This is a genomic window from Carnimonas bestiolae (assembly GCF_051251145.1).
Classification (GTDB): Bacteria; Pseudomonadota; Gammaproteobacteria; order Pseudomonadales; family Halomonadaceae; genus Carnimonas; species Carnimonas bestiolae.
In genome coordinates, this window is record NZ_JBPCZK010000006.1 from 80,923 (window position 1) to 105,950 (window position 25,028).

The window sequence follows — 25,028 nt, forward strand, 5'->3', positions numbered from 1 at the left end:
TAGAATGTTGCCAAGCATAGTGAATCGCGCCTCGCTTCAAAAGGGCTTAATGAAAGATGGTCGAGCGATAAAACAACAGGTGCTGGTGGTGTGAACGACGATACGGGCCGCACGATGGACCACTGCACGGCTTGGGGTTCGATAGTGCAGCGCGCCTGACGGAGTAACAGCAGCGGTCACGATAGTCGAGATTGCGCACCACCATCACGCTACCCAACTAACGCCAAGAGGCCGTTGCAGCAGCGTGCAGCAGCCTCTTGAGCGGTTTCTTTTATCTTCTAGCGCCCCCCTTCTCCTCGAGAGGACGCACGATTTACTTGGCCGTGAACTCGCCCTTGCGCCAGAAGTACTCGCCGACCTTGATTGGCGCAGGAATCAGATGCTGCTTGGCGAAGGCATCGGCTACCTGCTGCTGATCGGCGATCACCTTGTCGTCGAGTGGAATCAGGCGGTAGTCGAGTTTCTTCTGCCAGCCCAAAATCACCTCACGCGGCAGCCCAAGCTCTTTGGCAAGAATGTCCGACACTTCCTCGCGGTGAGCATTCACCCACAATGATGTTTTTCCCAATTCCTGAAGCAGCTGATTCAGCAGTTCGGGGTGCTGCTCGGTAAACTGCGCAGAGGCCTGATAAAAGCTATAGGCCGCCCCGAAGTCATGCCCTGCGCCCACCACCCGCGCGTGAAGATCATGCTGTGCCGATCCAAAATAAGGGTCCCACACCGCCCATGCATCGACACTGCCATTGGCAAAGGCCGCGCGCGCATCCGCCGGCGACAGATAGGCTGGCTGAATATCCTTGAAGCTCAGCCCTTCGTGCTCGAGTGCTTCCAGCAGCAGATAGTTGGCGCTGGAGCCTTTCTGCACCGCTACGCGCTTGCCTTTCAGCGCACTCAGCGAGGAGATGTCGGAATTTTCGGGCACCAAAATGCCTTCAGCATCGGGGCTCGCCTTCACTGCTGCCACATAGCGCAGGTCGATACCGGCCGCCTGCGCGAACACCGGCGGCGGTGCACCGGTATAGCCGAAGTCGAGGCTGCCAGCGTTCAGGGCTTCCAGCAATTGCGGCCCAGCGGGAAATTCGTGCCAGCTGACCTGAATGCCCTGCTCGGCGAGATGCTTCTCGAAGCCGCCCTGCGCCTTCAGTACCGCCAGCACGCCACTACCTTTCTGATAGCCAATACTCAGACGCTGTGCCGCCGCTGCACCGCTCGCCGCGCTCAGCCCTACGGCTGCCACCAGCAAGGCACCCATCCAGCGCTTCATGGTTATTTTTTTAATCCAGCCTGCCATCGTATTTCTGCTCCGCATCGCAATGAAAAAGGTTAACGCTACTCCTCTCAAAGCAAGCGCTATGCCAACCGAGAGCACACGGCTAACGCGCGCTGAGTTGCTGAGACACACGTGCACCGCGCCGCGATTTTTGGTTGGGCGTGATCTCTGAGTGATGGAAAAACAGCCAGGTGCTGTTGTATTACCGACACCGCCATGCGCTATCTGCGGGAAATTCGCGGGAGGGAAATACAAAAAAGGCGACCATCAGGTCGCCAATAGGTCTTGCTTCAGTGGGCTATTGCATCGTGAACGCCCGCTCGCGGCTACTTGCGGCCTGAACGGGCGCGGCCTTGTACGGCCTTGAAGCGAGGATTGCTTTTGCAAACAACGTAGAGCCGCCCGCGGCGTTTGACGACCTGACAGTCGGGATGGCGTTTCTTGGCCGATTTCAGTGAAGAGAGCACTTGCATGATGAGATCCGGTCTAGCCGATAAATGAAACGTTATACTATTTCATTTATCGAGATAAGCCAAGCCCCGCTGCGAAAACGCGAAGTCGCCGCCTAGCTGCTTGTCGCTAGCCACTAGCCACTGGGGCGGATGTCATGGCGAATGTCGAGTCCAACGATAACGCTCCGTTCCGCGACGCGTTAGGCCGCTAGCAAGGCAAGGCAAGGCAAGGCAAGGCAAGGCAAGGCAAGGCAAGGCAAGGCAAGGCAAGGCAAGGCAAGGCAAGGCAAGGCAAGGCAAGGCAAGGCAAGGCAAGGCAAGGCAAGTAAAACTGGTGCGGCGAAGGTTGCGCAAGCCGCGGCTATGCTCGATAGCGCGCACTGGTGGCGATACCTCACCCCGTCACGAAGGGATTATAAAAACGCCCGTGATTCAGCCAGAACAGCCACAGCCCCACCGCCACGATTCCAAGGCTTGCCACCACCACCGCGATATCAGCTGCGCGCAGGGGTGCCGCGCTGTACCAGCTGCGCGAGCGATTGGTGCCGAAGCGGCGCAGCTCCATGGCATGGCTGATGGTGGTAATGCGCTGCAAGCTGTTCACTACCAGGGTCCAGCCAATCCGAACGTTGCCGCGCACGCGCTTACCCAGCCGTGCCTGGCGAGACAGTTCGACGCCGCGCGCCTGCTGCGCCAGCCTGATGCGCTGATAGTCGCTTTGCAGCGCGGGGATGTAACGCATCGCCAATGCCACCGCGTAGCTGATGCGATAGGAAACACCGATACGATTGAGGCTGGAGGCAAATTCACTCGGATGGGTGGTCAGGAGAAAGATCAACGCCAAGGGAATGGTGCAGACGTATTTCAGCAGCAGATTGAATTCGTAGAACAGCTGTTCAGCGGTAATGGTGAAGCGCCCGACACCTCCAACGAGCAGTGTGCGGCTACGGTAAAGCGCAACGCCATACTCCGGCGCAAATAGCCAGGTCACCAGCAAATTAAGGATCATCACCACCAGCATCATCACCAGCACCGTGCGGATAGAGCGCAGGCGAACCCGTGACACCCGCAGCGCTACGCACGACAGCAGCGCAATCGCCACCAGCAAACGAGTATCGAAAGAGCTCATGGTGATGGCGAATATCAGCACCAGTGCCAACAGTTTGCTGGCACCGCTTAAGCGATGGAAGACCGAATCGCCCGCGCGATAGCCGAGGGTGCCTTCACTCATGACCACCTCCGGCGCTGCGTTGTTCAGCGAACGACTGTGTACTGGCATCGCGCAACCAACTAGCCACGCACTGTGCTGCCCACCTTCGGTCATGCGGATTCAGCACGTCGGCCAATTGATAAAGACTGCTGCGCCGCAAAGCGCCTTGCGCAACGATCGCGGGATCAGCAAGCACCTCAGCAGGCGCTCCGTCAGCGATAATGGCGCCGTCCCTGAGCACCAGCGTGCGATCGCTGTGCTCTAGTAGCAGGTCCATATCGTGCGTCACCATCACCAGCGTATGACCGCGCTGGTTAAGCTGATCGAGGAAGGTCATCAGCTCGCGCGCGTGCTGATAATCCTGTCCGGAAGTGGGTTCGTCGAGTAGCAATACGGGCGGCCGCGTGACTAATACGGCGGCGATACTGAGGCGCTTCTTCTGACCATGGCTTAACGCAGCAAGGGGCCAGTGACGCACCTCGTCGAGACCGCAGATGCGCAGCGTTTCACGTACTCGCCGCTCGACATCCTCGGCACCCCAACCGCGCAGCTCCAGCGCCCAGGCTGCCTCGCGGTATACGGTTGCCGCGCCGAGCATTTGGTTGGCGTCTTGCATGACATAGCCAATTCGCTCACCGATATGCTTGATCGACTCTCCCGCCATCGACCTACCCTGCCACTCGATCGTTCCGCAATGGGGACGCAAGAATCCACACAGCAAATTCGCCAGCGTCGACTTGCCAGCGCCATTGGCACCTACCAGCGAGACGCGCTCGCCGGCATGAAGCGCTAAATCAATATGATGAACACCCGCCCCATCGCTATTAGCGTGGTGATAGCCCACGCCTTTCATCGCGAGCAGTGGAGCTGTGGAGAGAAGGCCAGACGGCGGAACTGGCGGTGTTGTGTGCTGGCTAGACGACGAAGGCGAACGTGGCGATGCTGCCACTGAGAGCGAGCCCGACGGCGTGGCCGAGCTAGGCGATGGCGGTGCAGAGGAGCGCTCGAGCAGCCGAGCCTTAGCTTCGTTAGGTAGCGCTTCAGGGCGAAGCGGGCCTGAGTCGGGAAGCGCAATCGCGTAGTGACGCAGCACTTCGATCCAGCGCGGCTCGCGAATGCCATAGTGCGGCAGCAAGCCTGAACGCAGCAGCGTGTCGGGATCGGTATCTGCGACGACGCGGCCGTGATCGAGCAGCACCACTCGATCTAGCGAGCGGTGCAATAGAGTCTCGAGGCGGTGCTCGATGATGACGGTGGTTAGCTGATGCTGGCGATGCAACTCGTCGATCAGCTCAATGGCCTGAGCCGCCGCCGTGGGGTCGAGCGCCGCCAGCGGTTCGTCCAATAACAGCAACTGCGGCTGATCGATCAGCACGCCTGCTAGCGCAACACGCTGCTGCTGACCGCCGGAAAGCTGATGCGGCGCGCGTTCCAGCAATTCGGTAATGCCCAAGCGTTGCGCCCATTGCACCACCTCACGCTGCATCCTCGCTTGCGGACATGCGCTATTTTCCAGCGCGAAGGCGATATCTTCGGCCACCGTCAGCCCCACGAACTGCGTGTTGCTATCTTGCAGCGCCGTGCCCGCCTGCAGCGACAATTGCGCCACGGAAGCTTCTCCGAAGGTGCTCTCAGCAATGCGCAGCCGCCCATCAGCCGTGCCGGACTGTAAATGCGGCAGGGTACCGTTCAGGCTTTTGAGCAGCGTCGACTTACCCGAACCGCTACTGCCTATAATCGCAACCTTCTCGCCCTGACGAATGTGCAGGGTAATGAGGTTTAGCGACGGCGCTTGCTGCGCGGTGTAGGTCCAACTGAACTGGTCGGCGCTAACGACAACGTCACCCCCATGATGCGGCGGGGAGATTAACGGCGCGATGGCGATATCATTACGTTGCGCCTGCGGCTTGACCAGCGTTCCTCGCGGCACGAAAGACGCCGCCCACGACGTTAGCAGTGGCACCCCCACTATCACGGTGGTCAGCGAATTGACCAGCGCCGACAGCACTCCTTGGGTAAACACACGCGCCGCAGGCTCGGCGTAGATAAGCTGGTCGAGTAGCGGCGCTAAAGCGCCCCAGCTCAGCACATTGATTACCAGCGCCGCCAGTGAAAACAGCAGCAGCTTCGGCTTACTGAACCGGCCGTCCGCAATCGCCAGCGGGCGCTGCAACAGTCCAAACAGCGCCCCAACCACGCCCGACACCAGCACCCAACTGATCCACACGCTGCCATACAACGTCAGGTCGTTGAGGCAGTGACCGCAGAGCCCCGCGAGCCCAGCCACCACGGGGCCAAACGCAACACCCAATAGCGCCAGAAAGGGATAGCACAGCGCGATACTGGTATTAGGCAAGGGTGATGGCACCATCACGAAGCGCATCAGAATGTAGAAAATCGCGGTGCCGATGCCAATCGCAACCACGTCGGTGACCGACAGAGGGCGACGAGCAAAAGGATTCAGGAATGAGGGCATAATGAGCGCAACGCAGATGATGGAAACGCTAGCTTAGCAACAGAACGCGCCTAAAGGCTTGCGCCAGTCAGAAGAGAGCGGCGAACAGTGCCACCGCTCCCGCTACCACGCCTATCGATATGCCAATGGGCCGCTCAGAAGACAACGATGATCGCGCTAGTGCCCCTGCTGCTGCGCTCCGCCATGATGTACTGGCAGCACCGAGCCACGATAATGTTGCTCGATAAATGCTGCCACATCGGGCGAGGTTAGCTCTTCCGCCAGCTTCTTCACGCGTGGATCGTTTTTATCGCTGTCACGTACCACCAGAATATTGGCGTAGTGATTGTGCGCCGCCGGTTCCAGCGCCAGCGCATCCTTGGACGGCGTCAAACCTGCTTCGAGCGCAAAATTGCCATTGATGATACCGGCATCCACATCGGGCAACGCCCGCGTAATCAGCGGCGAATCGGTGAGCACCAGCCGCAGGTGATGCGGATTGGCAGTGATATCCTGCTCGGTAATCGCCTGCCCTTGGCTGCCCTTCACCTTCAACAGCCCATTGTCCTGCAACAGCAGCAGCGAACGCGCCAGATTAGTAGGGTTGTTCGGCAGCGCAATGCGGGCACCGTCGGGCAGCGCCGTCAGCGAGTCGTATTTCGATGAATAGATGCCCAACGGCTCGATATGCACGTCCGCTACCACCGCCAGCGACGCTGACAGATGCTTCAGATCTTCCTCAAGAAAAGGCCGATGCTGGAAGTAATTGGCATCGATATCGCCGCCGGCTAGCGGCTGGTTAGGATCGGTCTGACCGTCGATCTCGATGATATTAAGCTTCGGCGCATCGTCGAAGTGCGACTCGACATAGCGCAGAATCTCAGCGTGCGGCAGCGGCGCAGCCATGATGGTGAGCGTCTTGTCATCCGACGACGAGCAACCGCTTAGTACCAGCGCCACCAGGGTGGCTATCACGCATTTTTTCATTGTTGTATCCCTTCCTTGAAAATGAACGAGCGCTATTACCCGCTTCACATTGCACCCAGCGACCGGCGTCACCTCTTCACCAGCCTTAACATGCCTAGCCTACGTCCCCCCCTTCCAGCACGAGCCAGCGACGGTTGGGCTAGCCAAACAACGGTAGAAACGCGCAGTTTATGAGCTATGTCTAAACGTTAGAGAAGCCGCTCAACACCACCTGGCCTAAGTGCAGCCTTCCCAAAAGTGAGCGAACGACGGTCAGGCTAGGCAAACAGCGACGAAAACGCGCAGTTTACGAGTGGTAAATGAGCATTTTGAGGAGCTGTTTAACACCGCCTGGCCTAAGTGCAGCCACTTTTGAGCCGCTACCCGATATCCCCATAATGCCGCTGCGCCACATCCGGATGAGACCGCAGCCTTCCCTTGATCGCATTCGGCCCAATTTCACAGAACAACGGATTTTCTGGATCACTTTCTGGCCCTTGCGCCAGCTTCGCTAGATGCGGGGGAAGCGGCAGCAATGGAACGTTGCCTTCCAACGACGGCGACAGAAAATAAGCGATGGAGTAGCGCACTACCCCTTCCGGCGGCGTGATTACGCGGTGATTAGTGGCACGCAGGTAGCCGTTAGTGGCGAGCTCGAGTATTTCGCCAATATTGATCACGAAGGTGCCTTCGATCGGCGGCGCATCGATCCAGCCTTCTGGGCGCTCTACCTGTAAGCCACCGTGATGATCCTGATGCAGTAACGTCAGGATGCCTGCGTCCTTGTGCGCACCAACGCCCTGACGCTGCTGTTCATCGCTGGTACCGGGATAGCGAATCAGCTTCAGCAGTTGCGCGGGAGCGCCGTCAATCAATCCATCCAGCGCGTGTGGCGGTTGCTCAAGCGCCTCGGCGAAAGCCCGCAGCAGGGTAATTGCGATCTCGCGCAGCGACGCCGACCACGCCAGCGCTTCGTCGCGCAGTTCCGGCAGACTCTCCGGCCACTGATTCGGCCCCTGCATGCGCTCCCAGGCAGGCGCACCGGCGCGCCGCTCGAGCGCGGGCAGTTCGGCACCAATATCGATCTGCTCACGGCGGTCGGGGTGGTGACGCGTAATCTCATGACCGGTCGCGGTGTAGCCGCGAAAGTGCGGCGAGTTCGCCATGCGAATGGCGTCCTTTTCGTGCTGCGGCAGCGCGAAGAAACGCTTGGCTACTGCCTCCAGCCGCGCCAGACGTTCTGGTTCGATGCCATGACCTTTCAAATAGAAGAAGCCGACATCACGGGCCGCGCGCCCTAACCGAGCGATAAAGTCAGCGCGATGGGTAGGCTGCTCCAATTCGCGTAGATCAAGTACCGGCAGCGCAGCCTGCTGCTCCTGAGCAGATGATGAAATGTCGCTCATGTTGTTCTCCTGTATGACCGACACGACGCCCGTTTAACGCGGCACCGCGCCCTCAATGATAACGCTTAGCCCCGCTCACCCTTTGCTGTGATAGCGATAAGCCGCGGCAGGATGGCTTGGCGGCAGCCGGTCGCCGCCGCTTAAACGGCGCCTCAGGGTCTGATTGTGACCATGCTGATCGCGCGGATAGTCAGACGCCACTAAACCACGCTGGCGTAATTCCGGCACCACATGATCAACAAAGGCGTCGATGCTTTCAGGCACCACGGTACGCGCCAGATTAAAGCCATCGCAACCGGTCTCATCGACCCAGCGCTGCAACTCGTCGGCGACCGTTATCCCACTGCCCACCAGCGGCGCATAGCGCCCGCCCAGCCCATAGCTATCAAGCAGCGCGCGACGCGTGAGCGGCTGCTGCGCGCCGTTAACGTTGTCCACCGCAGACTGAATGGCGTTGCGATTACCGCCCTGAATCGGCTCATCCAGATCGAAGCGAGAGAAATCAATGCCGGTGCTGGAAGCAAAATGAGCAATGCCTGCCTCGGCACTGGCGTAATGCTGATATTCGCGGAACAACGCCTGCGCTTCGTTATCGGAGTCTGCCACGATGGCCGTCGCGCCGAGAAAAATCTTCAGATCGTAGGGATCGCGCCCTACCGCAGCGGCCTGCTCACGCAGGCTTTTTACCAACGCGGCGGTCTGGCCGCGGCTCTGCATGGATAAGAACACGCATTCTGCATGACGCGCGGCAAATGCCTGGCCGCGCGCGGAACTGCCCGCCTGAAACAGCACCGGCGTACGCTGCGGCGATGGTTCACTGAGGTGATAGCCGTTAACGCGATAGAAGTCACCGTGGTGGTTGACGGGATGAATGCGTGCTGAGTCGGCAAAGCGTCGCTGTGCTTTATCACGCAGCACCGCGTCGTCTTCCCAACTGCCTTCCCACAGTTGATAGACCACCTCCATGAATTCTTCGGCCTGATCATAGCGGCGATCATGTTCGACCAGCTGCTCCTGCCCCATCGCCCGTGCCGCACTGTCCAGATAGCCGGTAACAATATTCCAGCCGACACGGCCGCGGGTAAGGTGATCGAGTGTAGAAAAGCGGCGCGCAAAGCTGTAGGGCGTTTCGAAGCCCAGGTTGACCGTCACGCCGAAGCCAAGATGCTCGGTCACCTGCGCCATTGCGGGCACCAGCAGCAGCGGATCGTTGACCGGCAGTTGGATGGCCTCGGCGGCGGTCAGCTCGATGCCGTTCTGGTAAACATCGTAGACGCCCAGAATGTCGGCCAAAAACAGCGCATCGAAGCCGCCGCGCTCCAGCGTTTTCGCCAGCTCGGTCCAGTATGCCAGGGTGTTGTAGTTGGAAGAGGTGTCGCGCGGATGCGTCCACAGGCCGTGATTGATATGGCCCACGCAGTTCATATTGAATGCGTTAAGAAGGATAGGCGTTGTCGCTGACATGAATAGCTGCACTCATTGGAAATACAGCTTTCCGAAGCAACTTTCGTTCCTCTCTTAGCCCTTTGAATTTATTGAGTAAAAATACTCTTCTTAGAATAGCCATGAGGGATCATCGACAGCTTGGCGTCGCCTCTGTCCGATATCCAACACACCAAGGTCGGCTTCCCTTCAGCCTCACAAGCGCGCGACAATCAGCGTTTTCATTGAACGCAGCGGTGATCTTTCTATCGCTAACGGCCCAATTACCGCTGCGCTCGTTGTACCGCTCACTTTCACTATGGCAGCTCGATCATGGCAACCACGCTTTACCTGGCAGGCGATCTGGTGTTTCGCCCCGGCGCTATCGCGCTTTTCGATCGCTTGAAGGCAATTTGCGCAGAATACGATATCGAAGGGCTAGCGCCTTTCGATGGGCAGGAGGACGTTAAGGAACTTCCCGCGGGACGCGACAAACTGATGACTATCGCGCGCGCCGACCGAGCGCTAATGGACCATTGTGATGCCGGTATTTTCTGCCTCGATCCATTTCGCCGCGCCCCCGATATGGATGCTGGCACGGCCGTTGAAATCGGCTATATGCACGCGCTGGGCAAGCCTCTGGAAGGCTATACCGTGGATGGTCGCGACTATCCGGAGAAGGTTGCCGACTACTGGCAGCGCGCATGGCAGCAACCGCTCAGCGAAATTACCGGCGACGATGAGCTGAGTTCCGGCGGCTGGCGCGATGCCGACGGCATGCTCGCGCACTCGGAAGGCATGGTCCAGAACCTGATGGTAGAAGGCTTTATCGAACTATCGGGCGGCAAGGTTGCCGTCGGCACCAGCCTCGAAGCAGCCTTCAGGCAAGCCGTGGAGCACCTGAGTAAGCGGCTGTAGTGATCGCAAAAATGCTCGCATCTCGGCCCCCAAATGGAGGCGGAGATGCAAGCGTCGAACTCTCAAACTCTTCAATTAAATCGACGAACACGTTGCCCATCATCCATGCATAGTACCCCTGCTTCAGCTCTCAACTTGAGGTGCCTGAAGCCTATGCACTAACGACCGTATTTCCCCTTCACACGACTACGCCATTGGTGCCCAATCACACACAATCTTCATCGGGACCGAGATCTTCACTCGCCAGCTAAAGCATCTGCTCGATGAGGATTGCTATCGTCAGCTGCAGGTTGATCTGACCAGGCACCCGGACAAGGGAGATGTAATCTCCGGCACCGGGGGCTTAAGAAAGATAAGAGTGGCTGCCAAAGGACACGGCAAGAGCGGCGGCGCACGGGTTATCTATTATCACTTCATCAGCGCGTCTCAGATTGCGATGTTGTTTATATACCCAAAAAATGAGCAAGAAGACCTGACAAGTGAACAGCGGAAGATACTAAAAACGGTCATCGAGCATTGGAGATGAAACGCATGGATAAGCATCTGTTCGACGAACTCATGGAAAGCGTTCAGCAAATGGACGAAATTCGTTCAGGCGAACGTGAACCCAGCCGCGAAACCCACGTTCACGGTCTTCAAGTAAAGAACATCCGCTTGAAAGCAGGGCTAACCCAACAGCAATTTGCTGAATTGATTGATGTTCGAATTGGTACGCTGCGCAACTGGGAGCAAGGACGTCGTGAACCAACCGGACCTGCCCGCTCACTGATTCGCGCTATCGACCAGGATTCGACACATGTCATTTCAGCGCTGAATAAAGGTAGAAAAGCCGTGTGTTGAGGGGCGATTCATTCGCTTTCGGCGAAAGATGGTCGACAACAGCAGCCTTCAGGCAAGCCGTGGAGCACCTAAGTAAGCGGTTGTAGAAGGAGTTGCCTTAACGCAAAGAACCCACCTCGCGGTGGGTTCTTTATATCTGCACGGTGACTCTTGCTAGCAAGACATTCGCGCCCGACAACGCCAGCTGTTAGATGGCGCTGGTGGCGGTTGCCTCGGCGTTGACGCGCTGATCCAGCATGGCGTGAGTCGCAACGATGCCAATGCACGCTTGAGCGGCTTCTTCACCTTTCTTGATGAAATGCTCGCGGAAGAACTCGGTATGCTCAGCGGTTTCGTGGAAGTGATGCGGGGTTAGCACCACCGATAGCACCGGTATACCGCTGTCCATGCCAGTTTGCATCAGCGCTTTGATAACTGCGTCGGCGACAAAGTCGTGACGGTAAATACCGCCGTCGACCACAAAACCCGCCGCAACCACTGCGGCATATTTACCGCTGGCGGCCAGCTTTTTGGCCAGCAGCGGAATTTCGAAGGCGCCCGCCACGTCAAAGCGATCCACATGGCTGGCATCGCAGCCCTGGCGCTGATATTCCTTCATGAAACCGACGCGCGCGTTATCGACGATATCGGCGTGCCAGCCGGCCTGAATGAACGCGACGCGAGCGCCTGCACCGGGCGCAGTATCGTGGGTGTGGCTAGGAGAAACAGGTGTTTCGATAGACTGATTCATGGTGTCCTCGACAAAAGATTAGCAACCAGAATCAGGGCAAAAATGGATGGCGAGGCCGCAAAAATGCAGACGTTGGATCGACATCTATTCTCTTTCATCCGGACTATGACCGTCGGCTTCGGCATCTCACCGAATCTGCTGACCCTGCCGTGGCAGGCGCTCGCGGGCTCAAGCAGCGCTGTTTGATTAGCGTACTCATACCGCCGGTGGGGAATTACACCCCGCCCTGAGAACAATGTCGCTTGAAAGGCGACGCCTCTACTATCGCGCTGCAAGCGTTATGACGCAACCACCGCTTAAGAACATCTCGGCATATCGTATTCGATTGGAGAGTATTCGGTTGGGGCACTGACCACTGCGTTTTTGTCATTCATACCGTTGTACGAAAAATGCACCAGCCTATTGTCAATATCCTCCAAAAAGCGCTATCGACTAGGAAAGCGCTTTTTGCTAGAGAAGTGCGGCGGGTTCCACCCGCCATAGTGTGATCAGTGGAGTTCCAAGATATTGCAGTCTATTTTAAACTCAGCGGAGTTGACCTGGCTAATGTCTCCTAAACTAATTCCACTACCGCCGAAACCTTCCCTCCATAACCTGAGGGAGCTACGCTAGTTAGTAGAAATATGCAATGAACTTTGGCCAGAGCTGCTCGATACAGTCTTATCAGCCGGTGTGTATTGGAAAATGCTAATATTAAGCGAAGAAATTGAGCTCCTCAAAAAAATGGGAAAATATGAGAAAATTTTTCCAGGATACATTACTCACATACGTTTCCCACGCTACAAAAATATCGTAGATGGCACCCGCGTAGACTTCACATTCCCAATAACTGCGCTCGTTGGTCCAAATGGTTCAGGAAAAACCTCAGTATTAAATGCTTTGTATGGAGCACCCGCGAGAAAATCCACTGGAGATTATTGGTTTAGCACCAAAGTAGATCCCATCGAGGAAGGTGAAGGGAGCCCTAATCGGTTTATCTATGGTCATCACAGCTCTGACTTAAAATCAATTGTTGAAACGAGAAAAGCTAGGGTGAGAAAAGAACGCCACGGACGTCCTGATCCAAACTATTGGGAGCCGACCAAAGAAACTACTGGTGACGGCATGAAAGAACACGACTTGCGAGAAGGTAAAAACTACGCAGGTCGAAGCAAAGATCGCTGGAATCCAGTTTCTCGCAAAGTTCTTTATATAAACTTTCGCAAAGAGCTTAGCGCATTTGACAAATATTTTTATTTTGGGAAAGAACCCATTCCTCGTCGCTCGAATACCAAGCTCTCCTCTAATTCTACAAAGCGTAACTCGCGGCGTATCATTAATAAGAAGCATCAAGTTCAAAAAGACGCCGAGTTATTAGCTAGAGTTATTGATTTGGGCGATACGTCGTATCAATACCACAATCGTAAAGTAGCGACCGAAAATAGACTTCTTGATAGAAATGAATTAAGAATAGTAAGTTTCATTTTGGATAAAGAATATGATGAGGCTCGTTGGATTCGTCATCGGCTATTTAAAGGAGCAGACGGGCTTAGCGTGGTTTTCAGAACCCGACACGGAAAATACTCCGAGGCCTTCGCTGGTAGCGGTGAGATAGCAGTAACAAGCTGCGTCGTACAAGTTATAAAGGCTACCAAAGGAACTCTCGTATTACTAGACGAACCCGAGGTTTCTTTGCACCCCGGTGCTCAAGAACGGCTACTTGCATTCCTCGCGCATAGGGCACGAACTCATCATCTCCAGATTATATTTTCTACTCACTCGCCACATTTTCTAGTCAGCCTACCAAATGAAGCAATTAAATCCTTCAATCAACAGGATGACGGTCGTTTTTCCATCATACCTTCAACACATCCTTATGCTGCTTTTCAAAGACTGGGCGTTGTAGACAGCAATAAAATTCGGATAATAGTTGAGGACCGCCTGGCTGAAGAGGTTGTAAAACAAGCGCTACTTATATTACCTGATACCGCTGAGCGTGAAATATTCCACATCGAATACTTTAGCGGTGGTGCTGAGGCGATTCTTAAGTATCTGATCCCCTCACTGCTTACGGCACCAGGCCACACGCTGATTCTCCTCGATGGGGATCAGAAGAGAATGGATAAATTTGAGGATCCTGATACAATACCCGTTTCGGAAAATAGCACTCTTAGCGCCAAGATTATGGAAGCCACGGGAGTTGCCCCTAATCTAATGATCGATGGCGGTTCAAACGGGGGGAATAAAGCGCAGTTGATTGAAATTGAACGCAAATACCTAGCATGGATTAGAAAAAATTTGAAGTTTATACCGACCCTCTGTCCTGAGGAATTGGTATTGCGTGCAGTAAACATGAACGATCAATCTGCAACCAAGTCCCAACATCACAAGGATCGTCTTAGAGCCAAAGCAGAAGAACACTTTGGAACGAGTGTAACGAATGAACGCACGGATGAGTACGGAATCACATTGCTTGCTGGCAAGAGAAGTCAATCTAAGGAACTCTCTTTGCTTGCAAGCATATTAAAATGCTATATCGAATCAGTTCGGTCAGGAAGTTAGTTATATATGAAAAGAAAGGATCTGACGGCAATTGACCTTTTCTGTGGCGCGGGCGGACTAACCCTTGGTCTCAAACAGGCTGGTTTTCGGGTTGTTGCAGGGGTGGAAGTGAATCCAATAGCCGCTGAAACTTATCGCCTAAACCATGCCGATGTTGTAGTTTATGAAAAAGATATTCGCAATATTGACCCTTCTGAGATTCTTTCAAGCGTTAATTTGAAACCAGGTGAACTCGACCTACTCGCAGGATGCCCTCCCTGCCAAGGTTTTTCGAGTCAACGAACTCGAAATAAAACTAGTGCACATTTTGACCCTCGTAATGAATTAATATTTGAATTCCTCCGATTTGTAACAGCTTTTATGCCAAAAACGATAATGCTGGAAAACGTTCCGGCGCTAGCGAAAAACTGGAGAATATTCAAATTAAAGGAAAGCTTGAACCAGCTTGGATATATTGTTAACGACAAATCAATTGCTATACATAATGCTGCCGACTATGGAGTTCCTCAACGGCGGCGGCGCCTCCTTTTCAGAGCATCAAGGCTAGGAATCATCTCAGATACACCGAAGAGTAAAAAGAAAATAACGGTCAAAGAATCGATTTCTAATTTAAAACCAGCGGGTTCTAGTGGTGACGAACTTCATGATCTAGGAGAGAATCGGAGTGAAAGGGTAAAAAAAATAATATCTCTCGTCCCAAAAGACGGAGGATCGAGAACTGACTTACCAAAAGAATATTGGCTCGAGTGTCACAAGCGAAGTCCTAACGGTTACCGAGATGTTTATGGCAGAATGAGCTGGAATGATGTTTCGCCCACAATCACGGGCGGTTGCCATAATCCATCCAAGGGGAGATTTATTCATCCAGAGTTTAATAGAGCAATAACTCTCCGCGAAGCTGCATTGTTACAAACGTTCCCGATGAATTATAAATTTTCGTTAACGGGAGGGAAGGATTCTATCGCTCTTATGATAGGGAACGCGCTACCTCCTATTTTTATAGAAAATCACGCTAGGCAATATGCCAATCATATAAAGGAGGTAGAATAATGAGCTTGGAGTTAAAATTTGACCCAAGAACTATTGAGCATCTAGGGGTTAAAATGTATTCAACTCTACCTCCCGCACTAGCAGAATTAATATCAAATTCTTATGATGCTGACTCTCCCGGGGTAATTGTTGAATTCAATGAGATAAACAAATGTCCCAAGAGCATTGTAATTAAAGATGAAGGAGAGGGAATGTCGCTGGACGACATTCAAAATAAGTTTTTAATCATAGGCCGAAATCGCAGAGAAGATGATGGGGACAAACCTTCAGATAAATTTAGCCGACTTCCCACCGGTAAAAAGGGGTTAGGTAAGCTAGCCCTCTTTGGACTAGCTAATGAAATTGTTGTTGACACAATCAAAAACGGCTTAAGAAATAGGTTTCGGCTAAACTGGTCAGAATTGTTGTCATCAGACTCTGTTTACAACCCTAAAATGGAACGCCAGGAAGAATCTACAAATCTTTCAAATAGAACACACATAAAGCTTTCAGAGTTAAAAAGAAAATCTCAGTTCGATCTTGATTCTTTAGCAGACAGTCTCGCGAAAATATTTGCTTCCGATCCGTCTTTCCCTATCACATTAAAAAAGGGAAGTGATGAAATTTTAGTGGATAATGCTCGTAGATACAAAAATATAGTATCGCAATTCGAATGGACAGAAAAAGACTTAGTGAGCGATAAAAGCCCCTATAGCGGAAAAATATCTTTAACACTTATCACTGCCAAAACTCCAATTCCGCCATCAGCAGGATTAAGGGGGGTCACAATATTTTCACGTGGGAAGCTTGTCAATGCGCCTGAGTATTTTTCAGAAAGCACCTCTAGTCACTTTTTCCAATACTTGACTGGGACAATTAATGCCGACTTCATCGATCTATTAAGAGAAGATGTTATCTCTACGAACCGTCAGTCAATTGACTGGGATCAGCCAGATATGAGGGCCTTTAGAGAATACTTGAGCGGTATCATTACAGAGACAGCTAGAGACTGGAGGAAAAAGCGAGCGGAAGACAAGGAAGATGAGATAAGAGTAGTGACTGGAGTCGACACAGGACAATGGATGAACACTCTGCCTGAAAATATAAGAGAGCCAGTACTATCTATTATTAATCAAATGACGAAAAACGAGGAAATTTCTGATAGCTTAAAGCCAGTTGTAAAAGCACTCTATAAAATAGTACCTGAATATCCCAATCTGCATTGGAGGCATCTTCATCCCAGCATTAAAGATGGAGTTCGCGACTTTTATAAAAATGAACAATATGGGCTCGCTGCAGATCAAGCAACCAAACTATACGCGGATAGAATCAGAAAAATAGCACACGTTGATAAAGATGGCGTAAACTTGGCCGATGTTTTTTCTATAAAAGATAACGTCGCCCTCGTCGCGATCAACGATCTTAGCACTTCATCTTTGATAAATATGCAAATAGGACAGGGCTTTTTAACAAGAGGACTTATGCAAGGATTCCGTAACCCAATAAATCATGCTCCTGTAAGCAAAGTTGTCCCAGAAATAATTTCGGAGCTCGATTGTTTAAACATACTCAGCCTTGTTTCTTATCTCGAAGAGAAGCTTGATTATGCGGAAAATGAAAAAGTTGATAAAAATTAACTTTGAAGTGGAGAGAAGCAGCCCTTCTGCACGGCTACATACGAGCAGATGATGGAAATGTAGAAAAATAAGCATATATTAAAATAGTTTAAACAGCGATAAATCTGCCGTATAAAGCCAAGCGAGCCCGAGGTCAATACTTTAGCGGGATTCCGGCACAGTGTCTGGCGTTCAAAAGCCCGCCAGTGAGGCTAGTGCACCGCTCGCGACAAAGGCCACAACTCCCTCAATCGCCAAGGCCTGCCACAGCCATTCATACTCTCCCTGTCCTTCCGTTACAGCGCCGCTTCGCTACCGATGCCGCAGATAGGCGACGGAGCGGTCGCCGAGCCATTGAATCAGGCACACAACTGCGATCAGAATGGCGATCACTGCGATCATGACGGTGGTGTCGTAGCGCTGGTAGCCATAGCGGATGGCGAGATCGCCGAGGCCGCCTGCGCCAATTGCGCCGGCCATGGCGGAGGCTCCAATCATCGCAACCAGTGTGATGGTGAAGCCACCAATAATGCCGGGCAGTGCTTCTGGGAACATCACCTTGGCGACGATACCTAGCGGTTTCAGGCCCATGGCCTGGGCAGCTTCCAACACTCCGCTGTCGACTTCACGCAGGCTCACTTCGACCACGCGGGCGAAAAATGGCGTGGCGCTAATGCTGATCGGCACGATGGCGGCCCATACACCGATACTGGTGCCAACAATCAGGCGCGTGAGGGGAATCAGCGCCACCAGCAAAATAATAAAAGGCGTAGCGCGGAAGGCGTTGATCACCCATGCCAGCGGTCGATTGAACCAAGGCGCAGGAAACAGCCCATCGCGTGCTGTTGTTACCAGCAGCACCGCCAATGCGATACCGGCGAACCACACGATTACCGCCGAGATCGCGACCATGGTCAGCGTGTCTAACCCTGCACTCCACAGCGCATCGAGCATCATCTCAGACATAGCCGAGCACCTCCCCACTAATGCCAGCCGCCGCCAGCCGGTCGTTAGCACCTTCGGCGCTGCCGCCGTCGATACCGATCAGAAAACGCCCCTGCACGTGGCCTTGCAACCGCTCAACGCCACCGTGCAGCAGACTTGCATCACTGCCCAACAGCTCACTTAGCCGCGCCAGATTAATCCCCGGGCCACCGCCATCGGCGGCGCCAATATCGATCTGTACCACCAGCGTACGGTGCTCAGCGTCGGCGCTGGCAGAGAGCCGCCGCGCTAGCTGTTCAGGCAGCCTCACCTTCAGCGGCTCGAGCAACGAGCGCGTTACCGCGTGCTGGGGGCGTCCAAATACCTGCCACACCGGGCCGCTCTCGACCAGACTGCCGTGCTCCAGCACCGCAACGCGATCGCAGATTTCCCGAATAACCGACATCTCGTGGGTGATCAACACGATGGTCAGCCCCAGCGAGCGATTGATATCGCGCAGCAGAGACAGAATGGTCTGAGTGGTTTCCGGGTCCAGCGCCGAAGTTGCCTCGTCACACAGCAGCACCTCGGGATCGAGCATCAGGGCCCGCGCAATACCGACACGCTGTTTCTGCCCGCCCGACAAGCGCGCCGGATAGACATGCTGCTTGCCTTCCAGCCCCACCAATCTTAGAAGTCGCTCGGCGCGCCGGCTGATTTCGGCCTTATCAAGACCTGCGGCTCGGGCCGGCAGCGCCAGGTTGTCGAACACTGTCTTGGAGCGCAGCAGATTGAAGTGCTGGAAGATCATGCCGATGCGTCGTCGCAGATCAACCAGCGCGTTGCCCGACAACTGCTGCACGTCAACGCCGCCCACTTCGACACGGCCGGAATCGATACGCTCTAAGCGGTTGATGGTGCGTACCAGTGTCGATTTTCCTGCCCCGCTGCGTCCAATAACGCCGAATATTTCTCCTCGATGAATGTCAAGATCAATGTGATTGAGCGCCGTTACCTGACCATCGCGGCCGGGGTAGGTTTTGAACACATCGGCAAACACAATCTGCCGCGGCGCCTCGCTATTGGCAGGCTGCGCAGAATGGACGTGCGCAGAGGCCTGCGGTGGCTCACTCGCAGCGGAGGACTGATCTTCTTCATCGAAACTGCTCAGCAGGTGGTCGTAGGCACCACCGCTGGAGCGCAACTCGTAGTTCGAAGCCATGCTTATTCTCCTTTCTGCCGGCGCTGTTCCAGCTCAAGCGGCGTCGGCCCGGGCTTGCCGTTACTATCGAGCCATGCCAACTGATAGAGCTTGGGCGAGCCAAACACATGCGCCAGAATCTCGCGCACTTCTGGCGCCGTCTGGTAGATATGAATGAAGGTGTTGATGTCTTTGCGTTTGACATCTTCAGGACGCACCGCAAACACCAGCGCATAGGTGCGATTCTTATCGTGGGTGAGCGCCAGCGCATCGGTCGGATCCTTCACGCCGGAACCGATCAGATCGGCGGGATAACCTTCTGCAATATCGACATCCTGCAGTGAGCGCACCAACTGAGGCCCCGGCAGCTCGGTAAATTTGAGCTGTTTGGGGTTGTCCTCGATATCAAACAGGGTGGCGTTATCACCGACGCCGGGCTTCAGCTTGATCAGCCCAACTTCTTCCAGCAGCCTCAGACCACGGCTCTGATTAACCGGATCATCAGCAATCGCCACCCTGCCGCCCGGCTGGATATCGCCAGCCTTTTTCAAAGTGTTGGAATACAGGCCAATGTTGTTTTCGACCCCAAAAGCGAGCGGCGCTAGCGTGAAGCCTGCCTGCTTCTCAGCATTGGCAAGAAAGGGCCGGTGCTGGAAGTAGTTGATATCCGCATCGCCGTTCACGACCGCCGAGTTCGGCGTCACCCAGTCACTGAACTCTCGCACCTGCACATCAACGCCCTGCTGCTTGGCCAGTTCGGCCGCCTTATAGATCGCATCGCCGGTAGGGCCTCCGGTTATCGCAACAGTGACCGACGCCATCGCTTGCGACGCCGCCCCCATGCCCACAATCAAGGCACAGGCCATCAGCGAGCGGCCGATCACGCGCCGCTGGCTATACGACCTGTGCAATAAAGATGAAAAAGAAAACTCACTACGACGAATTGGCATTACTGGCTCCACAGCGAAAACGAGCACCACGTGATGCTCTGGTAACACAACTGGGAGCAATCCCCGTGCCATTGACAAGAAATTGATTTTTATCAACTTTTTTTGAAGCAAAAGCAGCCGATGAAGCATAATCATCAGCTTGGCAGGCAGTGCTGCTGCATTTCCGACACCCCTGAATAACGGCTAACGCTATAGCTGCGATAAGACCGCTTTATCGTGATCCCCTTTACCATGCTGGGTGGAAACACTGTGCTGCGGCATTTCACACGGCCCAGAGCTTGGCAATGTCTTGTCGCAGGTGTAAAGTGACCCAATATCAGATGCGAATAATTCTTATAGTCTTGTGATCAAGCGGATCATTTAGACTATCCATCTTTTGGAATCGGTCTTTCAGACATACGTCGAAGATGTTCGGGTAACTGTCATGTTGAAACTGGTAAAAGTAGATCGAAAGCCGCTCCCCGAGAGCAGAGGCGATCTGATCTTTCTGTCAGAGTGCTTTTATATCGCGCGCATGAAGCGATACGGTAAAGAGTGGGCGCTACGTATGTACCAGGACCACTACGGCCTATCAGTGAGCGCCAGCGACGCTCAGCTAGCGCTCGACGATCACTTCCTGACCAACCGCGCGCCCTCCTACTGCACTTGGGGCTGGTTCAACGTTAGTCCCTGCCGCTTGCAGGAGCCCTAAGCGCCCCACCTATCGATAGCCAGTTACTGTCGCTGGAAATCCAAAACCGCCCTGACGGCACATCCGTCAGGGCGGTTTTGTTACTACACGACACGCGCTTTTGCCAAGTCACGCATCCCGCCTTACCAACCGCCGATAAAAAAGCCCCGCTCTACAAAAGAACGGGGCTTTTCGCTTACTTGGCTGCTGAAAGAGGGCTTACCGTTGCATCACTCTTTACGGTAGAGGCGCCGGTGCTCTTGCAAGCCGCAGAAGTGAAAGCCATTGGTGTGGTGCTGTGCAACCTCAAGCTCGCCCGAGGCGTCGGAGCGCGGTGCGTCGAAGAAGCGCTCGTAGGTGGGCACGTCGAGCATTTCGCGCCCTTCAACCTGATCGCGATGGTAGTCGTGATGCAGATAGTCACGATAGCCCGGCAGCACCTTGCCGCTGAAGTATTCAGCCACGCAGCCAGAACCATAGCTGTAGAAGCCGATGCGCTTGCCGCTTAGATCTTCGCTGTTGCGTTCAAGCACCGCGCACAGGCCGATGAACAACGTGGCGGTGTAGCTATTGCCAAGTTCACGGCCGTAGTCCAGCGAACCACCCAACTGCTGCTCGATCTGCTCCTTGCCGATGCGCCCCTTGCCGGCCAGCGCAGCGAGGCTTTGGTGAGCCTTCTCGACCAGCTTGGGTACCGGCGTGTGATAGCAGAAGAAGTCGATATCATCGAAACCAACGCCTGAGCGCTCGCTGTACTGGCCCCACACTTCTTCAAGCATTTGCAGGTAAAGGCGCGAGGAGTACTTGCCTTCAACGAAAGCCGTATCCGAGTAGTTGGGGCGCCAGAAGTCGAGCACGTTGTCGGTGGCAACACCGTACTCCGGCTCGAATTCGAGCACCCGCGGCTGCATCGACAGCACCATCGCTACCGCGGCGCACCCTTGCGACGGCTCTCCGGGCTTGCCGAGACCGTAACGGGCGATATCGGAGGCAATCACCAGTACTTTCTTGTCGGGGTTCGCCTGCAAGAACGGCAGCGCTAGCTGAAGCGAAAACGTTCCCGCATAGCAGGCTTGCTTCAGCTCCATCACGCGGCAGCGGCGCGGCAGCCCCAGCAGACCATGCACGAAGGTGCTGGCGGCCTTCGACTGATCGATACCGGATTCGGTACCCAGCAGCACCATTTCGATCTGCTCACGATCGATACCTTGTAGCGCCTGTTCAGCGGCGGCAGCGGCCAGCGTCACCGTGTCTTCATCGGGCGGCGCTACCGACATCACATTGATGCCCAGCCCCACCGCATACTTGCGCGGATCTATACCACGCGCTTCGGCCAGTGCCGCAAGCTCAAGAGCATAGCGCGACGTCGCAAAGGCGATGCCTTCAATGCCTGGATTCATTGCTCATTATCCTTACTGTTGTGCGCGCTTTTACTGGCCGCCGACCGCTCAAGCGAAACGTGGCTTTGCATCAGTTCGCCGGGCACCGACTGCGCTGCCAGCAGCGATAGCTCGCCGCACAGCACACAAGCTGCCGCGCCCACCGCCAAACGCCGCGCGTTGCTACCGGGCGTGGCGTCACGATCGGTACAGCCTAGCGCCTCAAGATTGCGCTGCACAAAATCAAGCCCTTTACCGTTACCTACCGATCCTACTATCAGATTGGGTAGCGTCACCGAAAAATAGAGATCATCACCGCGCATCTCGGTGTGCACCATGCCCTGCGACCCTTCGACGATATTGGCGGCATCTTGTCCGGTCGCCAGATAGTAACCCAGCAGCATATTAGCGAAGTGTGCGTTAGCGGTGCGCACCCCGCCCGAGATAATGCTGCCGATCAGATTCTTCTTGATGCTGAGCTGAACGATATTTTCGGGCTCGGCTTTAAGCACCCGACGCACGGTACTGCGAGGCAGCAGCACATCGGCAACGACATACTTGCCGCGCCCCAAAATACCGTTGACCGCCGAGTTCTTTTTATCGGTACAGAAGTTACCGGAAATGGTCACGTAGCCAAGTTCGGGGTGGCGCTCAAGCAGCCACTTCATCAGCCCTTCAGCGGCCAGCGTTGCCATATTGTGGCCAGAGGCATCACCGGTTTGAAACTCGAAGCGCAGGTAGACCAGCGTGCCTACTACCTGGGTATGAAAATCGAGCAGCTTGGCGAAGCGGCTGGTTTTACCGACTTCATCTTCAAGCTGCTGGCGATAGCCGGGAAGGGCCTGCACAAAGCGCTGCGCGGTAACGATAGTGTCAGCCTCGAACAGCACCGAGCGCGTCATGCGGTCGTCCATCACCACCGCATTGATACCGCCCGCCTTATTGCACGCCAGCGCCCCACGATGGGTGGAGTGCCACAGCGGCGTTTCGTAGGTTGCCATCGGTAAAGGCAGCTGAGCGTTGACCTCTGTGCCATTGATTTGCACCGGCCCCACTGCTCGCATGGGAATCGCGGCATAGTCATCACTTTCCTGCCAACGCATAAGTGTTACTCACCTGCTGAGTTTAGCGTCGAGCGCGCTAGGCTGCGCCCCACAAATCATCGTTTAAAGGCGACTATTTTAGGCGTCCCTGGGGTATCAATGCCAGTAAAGGAAGATGAAGAGCCCGTTGATGGCCACCAACGCAGACCAGAACAGTAATAAAGGTGCCATCACAGCACGTTGTTCAGGGCCTTTTGAGAGGCCCCTCCGTCCACTCGCAGATGCACTGAAGGGTGAAACCGTTGGGGTGCCATCATCGCCTCGATACCTTCAGGCTATTTTCATTCTGGAAGAGATCGCACCACACTGAAAGAAGACTTTTCCACGGCTGATAGGCCCGATGAAGCACCTGGTCTCTCGCCTATCAGCGGCAACGAGCGAGGCTGATCATGAGCAAACGAATTCTAATGCTGGCGGGTGATTTTGTTGAAGACTACGAAGTCATGGTGCCATATCAGGCACTGCTCGCAGTGGGCTGCGAGGTCGACGTAGTGTGTCCTGACAAACGCAGCGGCGACTACATCGCCACCGCCATCCACGATTTCACCGGTTTTCAGACCTACCAGGAGCTACGCGGCCATAACTTCGCCATCAACAAGGACTTCGACGCCGTCAATCTCGACGACTACGATGGTCTCTTTGTTACTGGCGGACGCGCGCCCGAATACATTCGGCTCAACGAAAAAGTGCTCAACTACACCCGCCACTTCTTCGACCACGATAAGCCCGTAGCCGCCGTATGCCACGGCATTCAGGTACTGACCGCCGCCGGCGTAGTAAAAGGCCGCACCCTTACCGCATATCCCGCTACCGGCCCCGAAATCACCCTGGCTGGCGGCGAGTGGAAAGACGTACCGGTGACCGAAACCGTCATCGACGGCAACCTCATCACCTCACCCGCCTGGCCCGGCCACCCCACCCTGCTACGCGCCTTCTTCGACGCGTTAGGGATTAGGATTGGGTAAGGTGTTGAGTATCGCGTTACTCACTTAAACCAAAGTGCCCAGTTACGCCAACAGGCGACTGGGCACTTTCATTAGTTCCTTAGGCTAGCTAGCGACACAGCGGCATGCTCAACATGGTTATTCGTTCGGTGCTGACCTGTGACGAGTGGCTTCACTCCAATGGAGGAGCCACGCAGAACGTAATTCCCCTTCTTTCCAATTCTTTTTCGTCAATGTGAACGTCAGGCATCGAATCGGTGATGATTTGGCTCCCTCTCGGCAGAGGAACCCAATGCCTTCCCGAGGATGAAAATTTATCAGCGCACGCCAAGATGTAAGTAGTGCGAGCCGAACGAAATAACTTCTCCCTAAATTGGGCTTGGGCCCAGCAGCCTTCGAAAAGACCGCGGTTTACATCTAGCGCATCTCCGCTCACGAATGCTCGATCAATGTTAATTTTGTCCAATGCCAGTTCAGCGAGAGATCCATAAAGACCTAAGCTGGCTGCTCTGACCCCTCCTCCTATGATCGTGGTATCAACACCGGAAAGGGCCAATTGATTTGCAATTAGCAGATTGTTGGTTACTACCTTGACGTCGTTGCGCGAATAGATGAGTTCGGCCAGCGCGGCCACCGTGGTGCCTGCATCCAAGAATATCGTGTCGCCGGGGCGAATTTCGGAGAAAGCCTTCGCGGCAATTGCTCCCTTTGCATCGAGATAGCGTGATTGTCGTAATTCCAAGGATTCCTCTTCGCCGTACTCATTCCTCAGCAGCGCAACCCCGCCATATGTTTTGAGCAGCCTCTTTCCTTCTACCAATGATCTGATATCTCGACGGATGGTCGCGATCGACACGTTGAAGATTTTGGCGAGCACTTCTACCTCAGTAGTGCCTAGTGACACCGCTTTGAGAATTTCTTCCTGCCGTTCGAATGCTTTCACCGCCGCCCTCCCTCCTTAACAAAACTGCGCAATACCGTGAAAAGTGATTGATTGAACCA

General features: G+C 54.5%; 22 protein-coding genes and 1 riboswitch. Of the genes, 8 read left to right on the plus strand and 14 right to left on the minus strand.

The genetic code is table 11. From position 1 onward, the window contains the following. Window positions 1–313: 313 nt before the first annotated feature. The 7 genes from R84865_RS08850 to R84865_RS08880 form a co-directional block, all read right to left on the minus strand. Window positions 314–1,291 carry an aliphatic sulfonate ABC transporter substrate-binding protein gene (locus R84865_RS08850; RefSeq protein ID WP_435639418.1) on the minus strand — a complete coding sequence of 326 codons (978 nt, stop codon included), beginning with the start codon at window positions 1,289–1,291 and terminating at the stop codon, window positions 314–316. Between the two features lie 305 nt (window positions 1,292–1,596). Then, window positions 1,597–1,743, minus strand: coding sequence for a type B 50S ribosomal protein L36 (gene ykgO / locus R84865_RS08855; RefSeq protein WP_435631280.1), 147 nt, complete (start codon window positions 1,741–1,743; stop codon window positions 1,597–1,599). A 373-nt stretch (window positions 1,744–2,116) separates the two neighbouring features. Then, a complete protein-coding gene (locus R84865_RS08860) occupies window positions 2,117–2,953 on the minus strand; it encodes an energy-coupling factor transporter transmembrane component T family protein (RefSeq protein WP_435639419.1) in 837 nt (278 codons plus the stop codon). Beyond that, the gene (locus tag R84865_RS08865) at window positions 2,946–5,408 is read right to left on the minus strand and encodes an ECF-type riboflavin transporter substrate-binding protein (protein WP_435639420.1); all 2,463 of its coding nucleotides are present in this window, start codon (window positions 5,406–5,408) and stop codon (window positions 2,946–2,948) included. The genes R84865_RS08860 and R84865_RS08865 overlap by 8 nt, the downstream gene beginning before the upstream one ends. A gap of 156 nt (window positions 5,409–5,564) precedes the next feature. Then, window positions 5,565–6,374 (minus strand): MetQ/NlpA family ABC transporter substrate-binding protein, encoded by an 810-nt coding sequence (locus tag R84865_RS08870; RefSeq protein ID WP_435639421.1) that lies wholly within the window; start codon window positions 6,372–6,374, stop codon window positions 5,565–5,567. Between the two features lie 359 nt (window positions 6,375–6,733). Beyond that, a complete protein-coding gene (locus R84865_RS08875; RefSeq protein ID WP_435639422.1) occupies window positions 6,734–7,759 on the minus strand; it encodes an isopenicillin N synthase family dioxygenase in 1,026 nt (341 codons plus the stop codon). 75 nt (window positions 7,760–7,834) lie between these two features. Beyond that, window positions 7,835–9,223 (minus strand): LLM class flavin-dependent oxidoreductase, encoded by a 1,389-nt coding sequence (locus R84865_RS08880; RefSeq protein ID WP_435639423.1) that lies wholly within the window; start codon window positions 9,221–9,223, stop codon window positions 7,835–7,837. 291 nt (window positions 9,224–9,514) lie between these two features. Between R84865_RS08880 and R84865_RS08885 the strand changes: the two genes are divergently transcribed. The 3 genes from R84865_RS08885 to R84865_RS08895 all read left to right on the plus strand — a co-directional run bounded on the left by R84865_RS08885 (window position 9,515) and on the right by R84865_RS08895 (window position 10,939). Next, window positions 9,515–10,099, plus strand: a complete 585-nt coding sequence (locus R84865_RS08885; protein ID WP_435639424.1) for a nucleoside 2-deoxyribosyltransferase — start codon at window positions 9,515–9,517, stop codon at window positions 10,097–10,099. Between the two features lie 325 nt (window positions 10,100–10,424). Then, a complete protein-coding gene (locus tag R84865_RS08890) occupies window positions 10,425–10,625 on the plus strand; it encodes a type II toxin-antitoxin system RelE/ParE family toxin (RefSeq protein WP_435639484.1) in 201 nt (66 codons plus the stop codon). Between the two features lie 5 nt (window positions 10,626–10,630). Then, a complete protein-coding gene (locus R84865_RS08895) occupies window positions 10,631–10,939 on the plus strand; it encodes a helix-turn-helix domain-containing protein (RefSeq protein ID WP_435639425.1) in 309 nt (102 codons plus the stop codon). A 187-nt stretch (window positions 10,940–11,126) separates the two neighbouring features. On the opposite strand, the gene R84865_RS08900 is transcribed toward R84865_RS08895, so the two are convergent. Further along, on the minus strand, window positions 11,127–11,669 hold the full coding sequence (locus R84865_RS08900; RefSeq protein WP_435631272.1) for a 6,7-dimethyl-8-ribityllumazine synthase: 543 nt from the start codon (window positions 11,667–11,669) through the stop codon (window positions 11,127–11,129). 82 nt (window positions 11,670–11,751) lie between these two features. After that, window positions 11,752–11,907: riboswitch (FMN riboswitch) on the minus strand. 446 nt (window positions 11,908–12,353) lie between these two features. Between R84865_RS08900 and R84865_RS08905 the strand changes: the two genes are divergently transcribed. From R84865_RS08905 to R84865_RS08915, 3 genes are read left to right on the plus strand one after another with little or no spacing between them, the layout of a single operon-like run. Next, on the plus strand, window positions 12,354–14,210 hold the full coding sequence (locus tag R84865_RS08905) for an ATP-binding protein (RefSeq protein WP_435639426.1): 1,857 nt from the start codon (window positions 12,354–12,356) through the stop codon (window positions 14,208–14,210). A 6-nt stretch (window positions 14,211–14,216) separates the two neighbouring features. Next, window positions 14,217–15,260 carry a DNA cytosine methyltransferase gene (locus tag R84865_RS08910; RefSeq protein WP_435639427.1) on the plus strand — a complete coding sequence of 348 codons (1,044 nt, stop codon included), beginning with the start codon at window positions 14,217–14,219 and terminating at the stop codon, window positions 15,258–15,260. Beyond that, window positions 15,260–16,876 carry a TIGR02391 family protein gene (locus R84865_RS08915; protein WP_435639428.1) on the plus strand — a complete coding sequence of 539 codons (1,617 nt, stop codon included), beginning with the start codon at window positions 15,260–15,262 and terminating at the stop codon, window positions 16,874–16,876. The genes R84865_RS08910 and R84865_RS08915 overlap by 1 nt, the downstream gene beginning before the upstream one ends. A gap of 291 nt (window positions 16,877–17,167) precedes the next feature. Here R84865_RS08915 and R84865_RS08920 read toward each other — a convergent pair whose 3' ends face one another. From R84865_RS08920 to R84865_RS08930, 3 genes are read right to left on the minus strand one after another with little or no spacing between them, the layout of a single operon-like run. After that, complete coding sequence (locus tag R84865_RS08920) at window positions 17,168–17,821, minus strand: methionine ABC transporter permease (protein WP_435639429.1); 654 nt, start codon at window positions 17,819–17,821, stop codon at window positions 17,168–17,170. After that, a complete protein-coding gene (locus tag R84865_RS08925) occupies window positions 17,814–19,001 on the minus strand; it encodes a methionine ABC transporter ATP-binding protein (protein ID WP_435639430.1) in 1,188 nt (395 codons plus the stop codon). The genes R84865_RS08920 and R84865_RS08925 overlap by 8 nt, the downstream gene beginning before the upstream one ends. A 2-nt stretch (window positions 19,002–19,003) precedes the next feature. Next, complete coding sequence (locus R84865_RS08930) at window positions 19,004–19,930, minus strand: MetQ/NlpA family ABC transporter substrate-binding protein (RefSeq protein WP_435639431.1); 927 nt, start codon at window positions 19,928–19,930, stop codon at window positions 19,004–19,006. 424 nt (window positions 19,931–20,354) lie between these two features. Here R84865_RS08930 and R84865_RS08935 point away from each other — a divergent pair, with 424 nt between their 5' ends. Continuing rightward, window positions 20,355–20,621: a hypothetical protein gene (locus R84865_RS08935; RefSeq protein WP_435631267.1), complete on the plus strand. Its 267-nt coding sequence runs from the start codon at window positions 20,355–20,357 to the stop codon at window positions 20,619–20,621. A gap of 209 nt (window positions 20,622–20,830) precedes the next feature. Here the strand turns inward: R84865_RS08935 and R84865_RS08940 are convergent, their stop codons facing one another. Together R84865_RS08940 and R84865_RS08945 are read right to left on the minus strand one after the other, a co-directional pair. Beyond that, the gene (locus R84865_RS08940; RefSeq protein ID WP_435639432.1) at window positions 20,831–22,000 is read right to left on the minus strand and encodes a hydroxymethylglutaryl-CoA synthase; all 1,170 of its coding nucleotides are present in this window, start codon (window positions 21,998–22,000) and stop codon (window positions 20,831–20,833) included. Beyond that, a complete protein-coding gene (locus tag R84865_RS08945; protein ID WP_435631265.1) occupies window positions 21,997–23,082 on the minus strand; it encodes a hydroxymethylglutaryl-coenzyme A reductase family protein in 1,086 nt (361 codons plus the stop codon). Before R84865_RS08945 ends, R84865_RS08940 begins: the two co-directional genes overlap by 4 nt. 386 nt (window positions 23,083–23,468) lie before the next feature. Here R84865_RS08945 and R84865_RS08950 point away from each other — a divergent pair, with 386 nt between their 5' ends. Further along, window positions 23,469–24,047 carry a DJ-1/PfpI family protein gene (locus R84865_RS08950; protein ID WP_435637967.1) on the plus strand — a complete coding sequence of 193 codons (579 nt, stop codon included), beginning with the start codon at window positions 23,469–23,471 and terminating at the stop codon, window positions 24,045–24,047. Window positions 24,048–24,198: 151 nt separating this feature from the next. Here the strand turns inward: R84865_RS08950 and R84865_RS08955 are convergent, their stop codons facing one another. Then, window positions 24,199–24,969, minus strand: coding sequence for a DeoR/GlpR family DNA-binding transcription regulator (locus R84865_RS08955; RefSeq protein ID WP_435639433.1), 771 nt, complete (start codon window positions 24,967–24,969; stop codon window positions 24,199–24,201). Window positions 24,970–25,028: the final 59 nt, after the last annotated feature.